This window comes from Acinetobacter gerneri DSM 14967 = CIP 107464 = MTCC 9824, from assembly GCF_000368565.1.
GTDB classification, from domain to species: domain Bacteria; phylum Pseudomonadota; class Gammaproteobacteria; order Pseudomonadales; family Moraxellaceae; genus Acinetobacter; species Acinetobacter gerneri.
Map to the genome: position 1 here is coordinate 114,562 of NZ_KB849542.1, position 13,239 is coordinate 127,800.

The following is a 13,239-nucleotide window of genomic DNA, read 5'->3' on the forward strand; positions in this document are numbered from 1 at the left end:
AATTAATAACCTCGAGCAGGAACCTTTGTGCTGATATTGACATTCACAAAACCGAGTTGACCCGCAACATCCATAACACGAATCACATCTTGATGAGTGGCTTTTGCATCTGCTGCAATCACAAACATTAAATCTTTTTCATGATTGGTCGCTTGTTTAATTGCAATAATCAAATCAGATACTTCTGTGCTGGAAAGGGCTTGACCATTTACAGCATAATGACCCGTAGAGTCTACCATGACTTCAACTTTATGATCATATTGTTTTGGTGGAACACCCTCTGCATCAGGCAGAGTGAGATTTATACGACTACTTTGACTAAAAGTGGTTGTTAATAACAAAAAAACTAATATAAACAACAAACAATCAATCATAGGCGTCAAATTTATCTGAATATCCTCCACATTTGTACGTTTAAATTTCATTTTTGATCGCCTAAAACTTCATCTGTCGATTCATCTGCGCTATTTCGATAAAACAAAGTTGCATGAAATAAAGTGGATTGTTGTTCCAACTCAGCTACATAATCTTGTACTAAACGCTGAAAATATCGATAAGCAAATAAGGCTGGAATTGCTACAAGCATCCCCGCAGCCGTAGTAATCAGCGCTTTAGAAATCCCAGGAATCATTGCCGTAGGATTACTACTACTCCCTAGATCCATCATCAAAAAAGATTCAATAATCCCAATCACTGTACCTAATAACCCAAGTAAAGGCGCTGCAGCACTCAACGTTCCCAAAAAATTGATATTCTTTTCCAAAAATGAAATTTCAACCGATGCTCTCACTTGCATCTGCGCCTGAGCGAAATCCCCACTTTGACTTTTTGCTAAAAAACCCGCTGTAAAAATTTGCCCTAATGCAGACTGTTCCGATCTTTTATCCTGTTCTATCGTTCGAATTATTTTAGATATATCACATGACTGTGATAATAAAATTTGCTTAGGTAAAACCAAATTGCGTCTTAAACGAATAAATCTTTCTAGCACTATGGCTACGGTACAGATTGAGCACAATGCAAGAGGCAGCATTAACCAACCACCAGCCTTAACCAATTCCCACATAAATTCCCCACAAAATAAAATATCACAAAAAACTAAAACTTAAAAAACAACAAACAGTATTAAAAACTTATATTAATCAAAATATTAATCAAAAAAGAAATAGTAGACTACAACCGCACCCCGTTTCCAACTTAGAAAAACATGATCAGTATAAAATATAGAAGCATACAAATAAAACCAGACTTACAATTTTTCTAAACTTTATAAAATATAGATAAATTACTGAAAATATTAGAATAATTTACAGACATGTATTTATAAAATACACATATTTGCTTAGGCTATTTTCAAAACAGCTCAAAACGTATTACCCGAACCTTATTCCAAATCAAAAACAAAAAAACGGCGCATTTCACGCCGTTTTAATCTCGTATCCAACTTAACTTTCTGGCAAACAGATATTTAAAATTCCATCCAATTCATCTAGTGAATGGTAATGAATTACAAGTTTACCTTTGCCTTGTTTATTGTGATCAATTTTCACATTTGCACTAAAACGCTCAGATAGTTTTTGTGTCAATTGCTCTAAGTCTGCAGACATACGTTCTTGTGGTTTGTCTTGTTTAGGTGCATTCCATTCACGAACCAATTGCTCAGTTTGGCGCACCGATAAACTTTTAGAAACAACGATTTCAGCAACTTTCAACTGATCTTTTGCCTTCAAAGTCAAGATGGCACGGGCATGCCCCATATCCATTTGACCTTGTTGCATATAGTCTTTGACTTGCTCTTCAAGACTAAGCAAACGCAGTAAATTACTGACTGTAGTACGTGCCTTGCCTACGGTATCGGCAATTTCTTGGTGACTTAAACCGAACTCTTCATGGAAACGCTGCAATGCCAATGCTTGATCAATCGGATTGAGATCTTGACGTTGAATATTTTCAATCAATGCCAGTGCAATCGCCACTTGGTCAGATAGATCACGCACAATTGCAGGGATTTCAGTTAATCCAGCAATTTGTGCAGCACGCCAACGACGCTCACCCGCAATAATTTCATAATCAAACTGTTCATTTTCAACAGGACGAATCACGATAGGCTGCATCACACCATGTTTTTTAATTGATGCTGCTAGCTCTTGTAAATCTTGTTCATTGATAAAACGACGTGGTTGATATTCACCACGACGTAAAGTTGCTACATCAACCTGTTTCAATTGCCCATGATCAAGGGATTGCGCTTCAAGTTGTAATTTTTCTTTTTGGATTGAGCCTAATAACGCATCTAAACCACGACCTTTAGCCAATCCGCGTTTTTTTGTGGTCATGCTTTATTTCCTTTCTTCACTTTGCTCTTCTTTAACAATTCTGCTGCCAAATTTAAGTATGCGATCGCACCTTTGGAGCTTTTTTCAAAATATATAATCGGTAAACCGTGTGCTGGCGCTTCAGCCAAACGCACATTTCGAGGCACAACTGTATCATATAGCTTTTTGCCAAAATACTGCTCAAGCTCAGCAGATACATCACGTGTTAACGCATTTCGTGCGTCATACATGGTACGAACCACACCGATGATTTGCAATTCTGGATTTAAAGCTTGTTGAATACGATCAATCGTTTGGGTCAAATCAGCCAAACCCTCAAGCGCATAGTATTCACATTGCATCGGGATAATCACACCTTCTACCGCAGCCAAAGCATTGACGGTAATCAAACTCAAACTCGGTGCGCAATCGACGATAATATAATCAAAATTCTTTTCAACTTCTTGCAATGCATTACGCAAAATAAACTCACGGCCCTCTTGCTCTGCAATAGCAAGTTCGACACCTGATAAATCACGGTTTGCACCTAAAACTTTATAACCAACTTCAGCTTTAGTAATGGCATTTTCAATTGAAACTTCACCTAAAAGCACATCAGTTATGGAGTAAAGCAAATCATTTTTTTGAATGCCTGACCCCATCGTTGCATTCCCTTGTGAATCCATATCCACCAAAAGAACACGCTTTTTTAAGACTGCGAGTGAAGCAGCTAAATTGACTGCTGTGGTCGTTTTGCCCACACCACCTTTTTGGTTCGCAATCGCAATAATTTGAGCCATGATAACCCCAGTCCTTAATACATTAGATCTGTTTTAATAAAAGTAAATGACGTTGCTCGTCTAAACGCGGCACGTGTAATTCAATAATTTCACATGAAAAATCATTTTTAAGCTGTGCAATTTCATCATTTGGCACCAAGCCTTTCATGGAAGCAATGATGCTTTTTTCATGCATATAAGGCGCTGACGCTTTAACAAAATCTGTCAATGAAGCAAAGGCACGGCTGGTGATCACATCAAACTGCCCCAATTCTTGAATAGAATCTTGATCTTCTACTCGCGTTTGAACCGCAATCACATTTTGTAATTTTAAGTCTGCAATAAACTGTTTGAGAAAACGAATTTTTTTACCATTTGAATCAAGCAATACACATTGGCGTTCTGGTTGACATAAGGCAATAATCATCCCAGGCATACCACCGCCCGTACCGATATCAAGCAAACGCCCTTGCGGTAAATCTTTTAAAATACTTAAACTATCGAGCAAATGCTTCACCAGCATTTCTTTCGGATCACGAATCGCTGTCAAGTTATAAGCTTTATTCCAAAGCACCAAAGCATCTTGATATTTTAGTAATAGGCCGAGCACATCTTCACTTAGATTTAAACCAAGCTTACGACTGCCTTTCTCTAAGTCTTGAAAAAATGGATGCATAAACAATTCACATCTCAAAAAAATTTAGTTGGAAGTATACCGATTTATTAACATTGTCACAGTAGTTAACGATTAGTGAATACGCACTTAAGCGTATTCACCCTGTCTAATTTGTAGATCTAAGGCTGTTAATCGTTCAGGTGTCCCCACATCTACCCAAGCACCCTGCATTTTCTCTGCTGAGATTTTAGCATTATTCATGGCATTTTTTAAAAATGGTAGCATGGGTTGCTTACCCGGTTTTGCACCTTCGAATAGTTTAGGCGAAATCACCGCAACTCCGCTATAGGTTAAATTTTCACCTTGGTGATTTTGCTCAAATGTATATGCACGACCATCAGCCAAAGTAAAATCACCCTTAGGATGTTGTATTGGATTTGGTACAAATACAAGATGCGCTACATCTTGCTCAAGCTGAATCTCCAACAATGATGCGAAATCCATTGTCGTCCAAACATCACCATTCACCAAAATAAAAGGATCGTCACCAAGCAAAGGCAACGCATTGATAATACCACCTGCTGTTTCAAGCCCTTCCTCTTCACGTGTCCACAAAATCTTGACACCAAACTGAGAGCCATCACCAAGCGTGCCGATCAAGACATCTGCAAGCCATGCAGAGTTGATCACAATCTCTGTCACACCAATGTTCTTTAGTTTTTCAATATGCCATACAATCAAAGCCTTACCACCAACTTCAAGCAATGGTTTTGGCTTGTATAATGTTAGCGGACGCATACGATTACCTAAACCTGCCGCTAAAATCATCGCTTTCATGCTGTGACAACCTCGTATTGACCATATTTTTCAATAAATGCAGGCATGACTTTAGAATGAATGAACTGCATAAACGGTTGAAGTTCTGTGTAATTTTTACTTTCTTCAAGTAAATACCACATCACACGAGGCAAATCTTTGAGATAACCCGTTTTACCATCACGTTCAAATAGACGTACAAAAATGCCTAAAATCTTGATATGGCGTTGAATCGCCATCAAATCCGCATCACGAATCAATTGCTGTTCGCTACGAGCGGCACGGATCTCTTCTGGCAAAAGCGCGTAGAACTGTTTAAACCAGGTATAAACACGTTCTGGATTCCATTGCACATAAGCATCACGAGTCAATGAAATCAAATCATAACTATAAGCACCAATGACCGCATCTTGGAAATCAATCACGCCAAGATCGCTTTCATTTTCAAGTTTCATCAAGTTTCGACTATGAAAATCACGGTGTACGATCACTTGAGGCTGCGCTAAAGCTTCTTTTGCCAAGAAATCAAAAGCATTTTCGATCATGGCTTTTTCAGTCTGATCTGTTTCGATTTTTAAAGAAGGTAACATCCACTCGGTCAATAAATGCATTTCTTGCATGAGTTTTTCATAAGCATAAGCAGGAAAATGCCCTGTTCCATCAATTGATTGCAACTGAATCAATTGTTTAAAACATTGCAAATAATATGCATCTACCGTGTCTTCATCGAGCAAGGTCGATAACAAAGTATCACCAAAATCTTCCAGCAATAAAAAGCCATTGTCTAAATCTTTAGCAACAATATGCGGTACACGGACGCCATTTTTATCGAAAAAATCATCTATTTTGACAAAAGGCACACAATCTTCTTTATCTGGAGGTGCATCCATGAGCATAAATGTTTTATTATTCAGGATAATTCGTGCATAACGACGGAAGCTCGCATCGCCTGCTAAAAAGTTGATTTTAAATTGATCTGAATCTAATACAGATGCAACCCATGTTTGTATCAATTGTTCACGTTGTGTATTCATTTGCAATTAAATCTAATTCAGGCTGATTTTTTTAAAGTGCTAAGTGTAGCCACTTATCAACTTTTTCTCTATCATGCGACAATAATTAATTGCGATCAGCATACTTGGTTAATGAGACAAATGAAGCATCAGTTTAAATTTAATCCTTTAGCGACTGCTATTTTGACACTACTCTGTGGAACTTCTGTATCAAGTTATGCAGAAACTACGGATGGCGTCGTTTCGACTGTCGATAACAACCAGTTAAAGCAAAGCATTAAAGAAAGCTATCCTGGACAAAATTTCTTTGAACAATACTATGTCAGCAAAGACTCACCTGAGGCGATGCAGCATCAACAAAGTTTAAAAGCCAATAAAAATGCCAGTAGTGATCAATTTTGCCAAAATGTTTGGGTAACACCAGTTGATCCAAATACCCCTGCTGTTGCACCTAAAGATGCCACATCAGTGATTACTGCGGACAATGGTTATTACAATCCAAATGGTGATTCCACTTTAACGGGGAACGTCGTGATCGACCAACAAGGTCGTATGATTCGTGCGGATAAAGTCACCATTGATAAAACGCAGACCCATGCCAATGCTGAAGGTAATGTTCAGCTTGCTCAAGCAGGTATTTTGGCGCAAAGCGACCAGATTAATTACAATTTAGAAACATCGACAGGTGATCTAAACAATAGTTTTTATATCGCTGAACAACAACATGCGCACGGACATGCCGAAAAAATTATTCGCAAATCTCCAGATGTGCTTGAACTTGAGAATGCAACCTACACCACTTGCCCACCTGATGAAAAACCAACTTGGAATATCAAAGCTAAAAAGATCGAGCTTAACCAAGATACAGGCCGTGGTGTAACACGTAACACTCGTATTTATGTCAAAGATGTCCCTGTTATTTCAGTACCGTATTTCAACTTCCCTATTGATGATCGTCGTACCACAGGTATTTTAAACCCTAACTTTGGTTATACCAATGATGGTGGTTTACAGCTTACAGTTCCTGTCTACCTCAACCTTGCACCAAATTATGATACGACCATTACCCCGAGCATTTTGGGTTCACGTGGTGCAATGTTACAGGGTGAATTTCGCTATTTGACGGAAAACTTTGGTGCTGGTCAGTTAGAAGGTAGCTTCTTACCTCAAGATAGAAAGTATAATGACGAAGACCGTAAAGATTTCCATTTCCGTCATTACTGGCAAATCAATGACCAATGGTCAACCAATGCTGAATACAACTATGTATCAGATAAGGACTTTTTCTCAGATTTTGATAGCAATCCAAACTCAAAAACTGAGTTAAACCAACGTCGTGCATGGCAACTAAACTATGCTCATGGTATTCCTGGTTTGAAAGCACAATTACGTGTTGAAGATTTCCAAACTTTGGATAAAACATTACCTGATGTTGATAAACCATATGCTCGTTTACCGCAGCTTTTAGTGAACTATATTGCAGGTAATCCACAAGGTGTCCAATTTGAATATAACAATGACACAGCATATTTCAAAAAATCAATTAATGATGTAACCGACTACAATACTCAACCTAGCGGTACACGTTTATATAATGAATTTGCCGTACGCTATAACTTTCGAAACCAATATGCATTTTTGATTCCTGAAGCATCAGTTCGTACATTAAATACCTTCTATGATCAAAATACGATTGATGCACTCAATGCGACTGGTAACACCTCTCAGGACAACAAAAACAAATCTGTCGTCGTACCACAATTTACTTTAGATGCAGGTTTAACCTTTGAAAAAGAAGGTAAATACTTACAAACCATCTCACCACGTATGTTCTATGCTTATGCACCATACAAAAACCAAGATGGCTATCCAAACTTCGATACAACATCAGCTTCAATTAGTTATGACCAGTTGTTCAACCCATCACGTTTTTATGGGCATGACCGTTTAGATGACAACAACTTCATGTCTTTAGGTCTAAGTTATAGCTTGTTTGATACAGCCGGATTAGAACGCTTAAGAGCAAGTATTGGTCAAAGTTATTACTTTGAAGATCGTCGTGTTAACTTATCCAATAACCCAGATATTATTGACCGACAATCAAAAACTGGACCTGTGATTAGCTTATCAAGCCAGTTAAATCAAAATTTTACGATTTCTGCTGATTCCGCTTGGATGTCAAATGGCGACAATGCGCAGCGCGATTTCCAAGTCTATTATTCTAATGAACACGGTAATCTTTACAATTTAGGCTATTTTAATCGTAAGTACATTGCGGATCGTCAAGAAAATTATGATCAAGTTGTTGCATCCTTTATACAACCAGTACATAACAACTGGAGTATTATGGGGCACGCTCAATATGACATCGATAACAGTATTTTCCGTGAATATTTACTCGGTGTAAATTATGAGTCTTGCTGTTGGGGTATTTCAGTATATGGTCGTTCATACTATAACGATCTTGACAACGTAAATGATTCAAATGTAAAACCAAAACGTGCGGTTATGGCCGAATTCACACTCAAAGGCTTAGGTGGTTTGAATAATAAGCTCGCTTCTTTACTTCAAAACCGTATTTTAGGCTTCGACAAAACAAACCAAACTTGGACACAACGTTAATGAAGACGCAAATTTTTAAAAGTTTATTTAAGGCGGCAACTTTGTCGCTCCTAATTTCTTCATCTATGCCTTCATTTGCAGAACCTACTGATGAAATTATTGCGATCGTAGGAAATAGTGCCATTTTAAGAAGTGATCTTAATCAAGCAGTTAATGAAGTAAAACAAACTTATCAAGCACAAAAGAAAGAAGTACCGCCTGAACAATATTTAAAAATGCAAGCACTTGATGCCATCATTATCCGTGATGCTCAGCTTGAACAAGTTAAACGTTATGGCGTAAAAATTGACGAAGCAACGTTAAATGATGCAGTACTCAAAGTTGCCAAACAATCTGGTAGCAATAGCTTAGAGAGTTTTCAGCAAAAACTTGATGCTTATAGCCCCGGTGCTTATGCAGGCTTACGTGATCGAGTTGCAGAAGATTTAAGCGTACAAAAACTTCGCCAACAAATGGTGATGTCACGTATTAAAATCAGTGACCAAGATGTCGATAACTTCTTAAAATCGCCACAAGGTCAAGCTGCAGTAGGCAGTCAAGCTCATATTTTACATATGCGTATCGCAGGTAGTGGTTCAGAAGCTGAAATTAATCAAACTGCCGCAAATGTTAAAAATGCCTTACAAGACAGCAATGATACTGCTGCAATCGCCAAAAAATTCAGTACTGCCAATGTTACAGTTGATGGCGCAGATATGGGGTTCCGCAGTTTTTCAGACATCCCTGCTGAACTCGCTGCACGAGTGACTAATATTAAAGTAGGTCAAACTTCCGAGTTGATACCCGCTAAAGACGGTATTCACATTTTAAAGCTTCTTGATCGTAAATCGAATGATCAAAAAGCCCTTGTTCATCAATACCAAGTTCGCCACATTCTCATTCAACCCTCAGAAGTTGTAACTGCAGACATGGCAAAACAAATGATTGATAGCATTTATAGCCGATTAAGCAAAGGTGAAGATTTTGCAACGCTTGCAGCAACTTATTCAAATGATCCTGGTTCAGCACGTGATGGTGGTAGCTTAGGTTGGGTGAGTCCTGGCACAATGGTTCCTGAATTTGAACAGCAAATGAAAGATACACCAGTCAATCAGATCAGTCAGCCCTTCCAAAGTCAATTTGGTTGGCACATCTTACAAGTGACGGATACTCGTGACCAAGATATGACTTCAGAATTGCAAAAGCGTATGGCGAAACAAATTTTAGGTGAACGTCAATTTGACTCTGAGTTAGACAGTTGGTTACGTGAGCTTCGTGCCAGCACTTATGTAGATATCAAAGACAAATCGCTAGATCAAAAAGCAATTGAAAAAGCTCAAAATGACTCGACTCAAGAAGCTGAACAAAAATAGTCATGTCACCATAACATAGACAGATATCAAAAAAGCCCAAATCAATTTGGGCTTTTTTAATCGTTAATTTTTCATGTCAAACATCGATACAACTCGAAAAATGCTAGATATTGCTTACATCGAATTTTTAACACAAAAAAAAGACGCATGATGCGTCTTTTTTTTCAATTCTTAGATTAACGATTATTTTCGTCTTCTTGTGAATCTTCAAATTTAGTTTCGCTTTCAAAGCCACCTTGACCGCCAAAACCACTTTGACCACCGAAGCCACCTTGACCGCCGAAGCCACCTTGACCACCGAAGCCACCACCTTGACCACCGAAGCCACCTTGACCACCAAAACCGCCTTGACCGCCAAAACCTTGACCACCAAAACCGCCTTGTTGACCGCCACCGAAGCCACCTTGTTGACCGCCACCAAAGCCACCTTGACCACCAAAGCCGCCAGCTGTGCCTTGAGCACCAGCAGGAGCACCAGCAGGACGTGGGTTACGTGCAGGAACAACAGTTGAAATAGCGTGTTTGTAAACCATTTGGCTTACAGTATTTTTAAGTAACACTACATATTGGTCAAAAGATTCAATATGACCTTGTAATTTAATACCATTTACAAGAAAGATAGAAACTGGAATACGTTCTTTACGGAGAGAATTCAAGAACGGATCTTGTAAAGTTTGGCCTTTAGACATTTTATAACTCCAAAAAAATTTTTAAATCAGCGCAAAAAGCCATCTTTATTTTTCAATTAAAATTTATAAAAAAGATGGTCATTGAATTTTGCTTCATCCATACAACTTTCGCAAGTCTTCATGTGCCTGCTTTATCGACGAATAAGTTTTAAAATGGTGTAATTCTTGCAAAGATCGTAACCAAGTGTATTGACGTTTTGCAAGTTGTCGTGTCGCGAATAAAGCTTTGTCCTCCATTTCAGCATATTTTTTGAGACTTCTATCACCATTATTTAAAAAATCTAAAGCCTGACGATAACCGACGCAGCGCATGGAAGGCAAATTTTCATTTAGATCGTATTTTTTAATAAGGTCTTCAACTTCATTTAAAAAACCGATTTCCCACATTTTTTTTAGGCGAAGTTGAATCCTCTCGTGTAATTCTACACGATCAGGCAACAAAGCATAGTTATGAAATGTGTAACGATACGGTATATTTTTAGGTTGTTCACGCTGTAATTGTGTAATTGGCGTGCCAGTTATACGAAAAACCTCTAAAGCACGGATGATCCGTTGGCGATCACTGACCTTAAACTTTTCACCTGCTTCAGGATCAACACGAGCTAGCTCATCATAAACCTCTTGCCAACCGTTTGCTTCAGCCTGAGCTTCAATTTCAGCGCGAATCTGAGGATCTGCATTGGGTAGATTTTCCGACAAACCTTCAAGTAATGCTTTGAAATACAACATAGTGCCACCCACTAAAATTGGGGTTTTAGCACGTAAATGTATGTCATCAATCAGGCGACATGAATCTTCAACGAATTGTGCAGCAGAATAAGTTTCTAATGGCGTTATCACATCGATCAGATGATGCGGATAAAGCGCCTGTTCTTGTTTTGTAGGTTTGGCAGTACCGATGTCCATGTCTTGATAAACCAACGCAGAATCCACTGAAATAAGCTCAAAACCGCCACGCTCATAAAGTTCACAAGCCAAAGCAGTTTTACCACTTGCAGTAGGTCCCATTAAGTTAATCACAGGTAATTGTTTAGACATCAAAAATTACTCTCCACGAGCAAAAAGTTTATCAAGTTGTGAAAGTGGAAATGCCCGCCATGTTGGACGACCATGATTACATTGGCTAGCAAACTCAGTTTGCTCCATTTGTCTCAACAAAGCATTCATTTCAGAAAGGCTTAGCATACGATGCGCGCGCACAGCACTATGACACGCCATACCTGCCAAGATTTGATCACGTTTTTGTTGTAGCGCTGTTGCCTGATCGTTTGGATCTAAATCATTTAACAGTTCAGGGATAAGCTCTGCAAAATCTGCTTTTTGTAAAATAGCAGGCACACCACGCACAATGACTTGATCATCACCATATTGATCAATATCGAGTCCCAAACGCTCCAATTGTGGTTTTAGCTCATCAATACGCATGGCTTGCATACGTGTAATTGAAACAACTTTTGGAATTAATAATTGTTGTGAAATCCAAAACTCAGGTTTATCCCAAGCCATTTTCATTTGCTCAAGCACAATACGCTCATGTGCTGCATGCATATCAACGATGATCAGACCTTCAGTATTTTGCGCCAAAATATAAATACCGTGTAGCTGCGCAATCGCAATCCCCAATGGATGCTCATCAACATGAGAATGCTGATCAACTTTAGGCGCGATATTTTCCAATGCATGGTTAAATTCAGATTCAATTGCACCTTCATCTGAAGATTCACGTAAAGGCGCAAGATAACTTTTCAATGCATTATTGAGCTGTTGACTACCTTGATATGAACTTTGCGGTTGATAAGCGACAGATTGCGGCTGAGTGCTATTAAAATCAGTTAAGCCACCATTAAATCCTGTTTCACGATAAGATTCAGGTGAATTTTGCTGCTGTGCTTGTTGATCGCGATGTAAACTAAATTGTTCTTGATATCGTGGCTGTGCCACAGAAGCATGAGAATCTTGCTCATTTTGTTTCATCGCTGAAGACAATTCTGCGCTTGCTGTTTGAAATTGCGATAATGTTTCTTTGGCAAAATGGCGCACAAACTCATGCACTTCACGTTGATTTAAAAAGCGGATTTCATGCTTCGTTGGATGCACATTGACATCGATATTTTCAGGATCAACTTCTAAAAATAACAAATAGGCTGGGTGCTGATGACCATGTAAAATCCCATCATAAGCCATGCGCAGTGCATGCGAAATGGTCTTATCTTTGACGATACGTCCATTGACATAAACATACTGTAAATCAGCCTGAGCACGTGCATCAGAAGGATGCCCTAACCAACCCGATAAGCGCATGCTGATACTATCCGAATCAGTCCAGTAGGCATTTTCAATAAACTGACGACCAAGTAACTGCTGCACACGTTGAAAGCGCAATTCGCCACTATCTGCGACTGGAAGATTCAAACGAATATTATCGTTATGTTCCAAGACAAATCGTATATCAAAATGCGTCAATGCCAAACGACGAACAATTTCTTCGATATGTCCGTATTCAGTGGTGGGTTTTTTTAAGAATTTCCGACGTGCTGGCACATTAAAAAACAAATCCTGCACACGAATATGTGTACCACGCTGTGCAGCAACGGCTTGGATTTCTTGATGATCAAAAGCAGTACCATTCACCTCAACTTGATAGCCCACACCATCATCATTTTGACTACTGGTCAAAGTCAAACGTGACACAGCTGCAATCGAAGCTAATGCCTCACCACGGAACCCCAAACTCACAATCGCATGCAAATCTTCCGCTGATTGAATTTTACTGGTGGCATGACGCGTCACGGACAATGGCAAATCTTCAGGATGAATCCCTCGCCCATTGTCGATAATTTCGATCAGCGTACTACCGCCTTGAGCGATACGAATAATCAATTCTGATGCACCTGCATCAATTGAATTTTCAAGTAATTCTTTTACGACAGATGATGGTCGTTCAATCACCTCACCCGCTGCAATCTGGTTTGCCAAAGCTGGATCAAGCGTATGAATACGACGCAAACTTAAACGATCATCTGTCATCTTGTCTTCC

The 13,239-nt window shown here is 39.0% G+C and carries 12 protein-coding genes; 2 read left to right on the forward strand and 10 right to left on the reverse strand.

From position 1 onward, the window contains the following. Window positions 1-2: 2 nt before the first annotated feature. From F960_RS06115 to F960_RS06145, 7 genes are all read right to left on the reverse strand, one after another. Window positions 3-425 carry an ExbD/TolR family protein gene (locus F960_RS06115; protein ID WP_004860868.1) on the reverse strand — a complete coding sequence of 141 codons (423 nt, stop codon included), beginning with the start codon at window positions 423-425 and terminating at the stop codon, window positions 3-5. Next, window positions 422-1,066 (reverse strand): MotA/TolQ/ExbB proton channel family protein, encoded by a 645-nt coding sequence (locus F960_RS06120; RefSeq protein ID WP_004860871.1) that lies wholly within the window; start codon window positions 1,064-1,066, stop codon window positions 422-424. Before F960_RS06120 ends, F960_RS06115 begins: the two co-directional genes overlap by 4 nt. A gap of 379 nt (window positions 1,067-1,445) precedes the next feature. Beyond that, window positions 1,446-2,336, reverse strand: a complete 891-nt coding sequence (locus F960_RS06125; RefSeq protein WP_004860874.1) for a ParB/RepB/Spo0J family partition protein — start codon at window positions 2,334-2,336, stop codon at window positions 1,446-1,448. After that, window positions 2,333-3,115 (reverse strand): ParA family protein, encoded by a 783-nt coding sequence (locus tag F960_RS06130; protein WP_004860877.1) that lies wholly within the window; start codon window positions 3,113-3,115, stop codon window positions 2,333-2,335. The genes F960_RS06125 and F960_RS06130 overlap by 4 nt, the downstream gene beginning before the upstream one ends. Window positions 3,116-3,137: 22 nt before the next feature. Further along, entirely contained in the window at window positions 3,138-3,770 is a 633-nt protein-coding gene (gene rsmG / locus F960_RS06135; RefSeq protein WP_004860880.1) for a 16S rRNA (guanine(527)-N(7))-methyltransferase RsmG, read from the reverse strand. Between the two features lie 87 nt (window positions 3,771-3,857). Continuing rightward, window positions 3,858-4,547: an N-acetylmuramate alpha-1-phosphate uridylyltransferase MurU gene (gene murU / locus F960_RS06140; RefSeq protein WP_004860883.1), complete on the reverse strand. Its 690-nt coding sequence runs from the start codon at window positions 4,545-4,547 to the stop codon at window positions 3,858-3,860. Next, window positions 4,544-5,560 carry an aminoglycoside phosphotransferase family protein gene (locus F960_RS06145; RefSeq protein WP_004860886.1) on the reverse strand — a complete coding sequence of 339 codons (1,017 nt, stop codon included), beginning with the start codon at window positions 5,558-5,560 and terminating at the stop codon, window positions 4,544-4,546. The genes murU and F960_RS06145 overlap by 4 nt, the downstream gene beginning before the upstream one ends. Before the next feature lie 120 nt (window positions 5,561-5,680). On the opposite strand from F960_RS06145, the gene F960_RS06150 reads away from it, so the two are divergent. Then, a complete protein-coding gene (locus tag F960_RS06150) occupies window positions 5,681-8,161 on the forward strand; it encodes an LPS-assembly protein LptD (RefSeq protein ID WP_004860889.1) in 2,481 nt (826 codons plus the stop codon). Then, the gene (locus tag F960_RS06155) at window positions 8,161-9,513 is read left to right on the forward strand and encodes a peptidylprolyl isomerase (protein WP_004860892.1); all 1,353 of its coding nucleotides are present in this window, start codon (window positions 8,161-8,163) and stop codon (window positions 9,511-9,513) included. The genes F960_RS06150 and F960_RS06155 overlap by 1 nt, the downstream gene beginning before the upstream one ends. Window positions 9,514-9,689: 176 nt before the next feature. Here F960_RS06155 and hfq read toward each other — a convergent pair whose 3' ends face one another. The 3 genes from hfq to mutL all read right to left on the reverse strand — a co-directional run bounded on the left by hfq (window position 9,690) and on the right by mutL (window position 13,229). After that, entirely contained in the window at window positions 9,690-10,202 is a 513-nt protein-coding gene (hfq, locus tag F960_RS06160; protein ID WP_004860895.1) for an RNA chaperone Hfq, read from the reverse strand. 93 nt (window positions 10,203-10,295) lie between these two features. Further along, window positions 10,296-11,240 carry a tRNA (adenosine(37)-N6)-dimethylallyltransferase MiaA gene (miaA, locus tag F960_RS06165; protein ID WP_004860897.1) on the reverse strand — a complete coding sequence of 315 codons (945 nt, stop codon included), beginning with the start codon at window positions 11,238-11,240 and terminating at the stop codon, window positions 10,296-10,298. 6 nt (window positions 11,241-11,246) lie between these two features. Continuing rightward, entirely contained in the window at window positions 11,247-13,229 is a 1,983-nt protein-coding gene (mutL, locus tag F960_RS06170; protein ID WP_004860900.1) for a DNA mismatch repair endonuclease MutL, read from the reverse strand. Window positions 13,230-13,239 lie beyond the last annotated feature (10 nt).

Coding starts and splice junctions, on each gene's coding strand:
- mutL (WP_004860900.1), bottom strand. CDS start 13,229: ATGACAGATGATCGTTTAAGTTTGCGTCGTATTCATACGCTTGATCCA.
- F960_RS06115 (WP_004860868.1), bottom strand. CDS start 425: ATGAAATTTAAACGTACAAATGTGGAGGATATTCAGATAAATTTGACG.
- miaA (WP_004860897.1), bottom strand. CDS start 11,240: ATGTCTAAACAATTACCTGTGATTAACTTAATGGGACCTACTGCAAGT.
- F960_RS06150 (WP_004860889.1), top strand. CDS start 5,681: ATGAAGCATCAGTTTAAATTTAATCCTTTAGCGACTGCTATTTTGACA.
- F960_RS06145 (WP_004860886.1), bottom strand. CDS start 5,560: ATGAATACACAACGTGAACAATTGATACAAACATGGGTTGCATCTGTA.
- F960_RS06125 (WP_004860874.1), bottom strand. CDS start 2,336: ATGACCACAAAAAAACGCGGATTGGCTAAAGGTCGTGGTTTAGATGCG.
- murU (WP_004860883.1), bottom strand. CDS start 4,547: ATGAAAGCGATGATTTTAGCGGCAGGTTTAGGTAATCGTATGCGTCCG.
- F960_RS06120 (WP_004860871.1), bottom strand. CDS start 1,066: ATGTGGGAATTGGTTAAGGCTGGTGGTTGGTTAATGCTGCCTCTTGCA.
- F960_RS06130 (WP_004860877.1), bottom strand. CDS start 3,115: ATGGCTCAAATTATTGCGATTGCGAACCAAAAAGGTGGTGTGGGCAAA.
- rsmG (WP_004860880.1), bottom strand. CDS start 3,770: ATGCATCCATTTTTTCAAGACTTAGAGAAAGGCAGTCGTAAGCTTGGT.
- F960_RS06155 (WP_004860892.1), top strand. CDS start 8,161: ATGAAGACGCAAATTTTTAAAAGTTTATTTAAGGCGGCAACTTTGTCG.
- hfq (WP_004860895.1), bottom strand. CDS start 10,202: ATGTCTAAAGGCCAAACTTTACAAGATCCGTTCTTGAATTCTCTCCGT.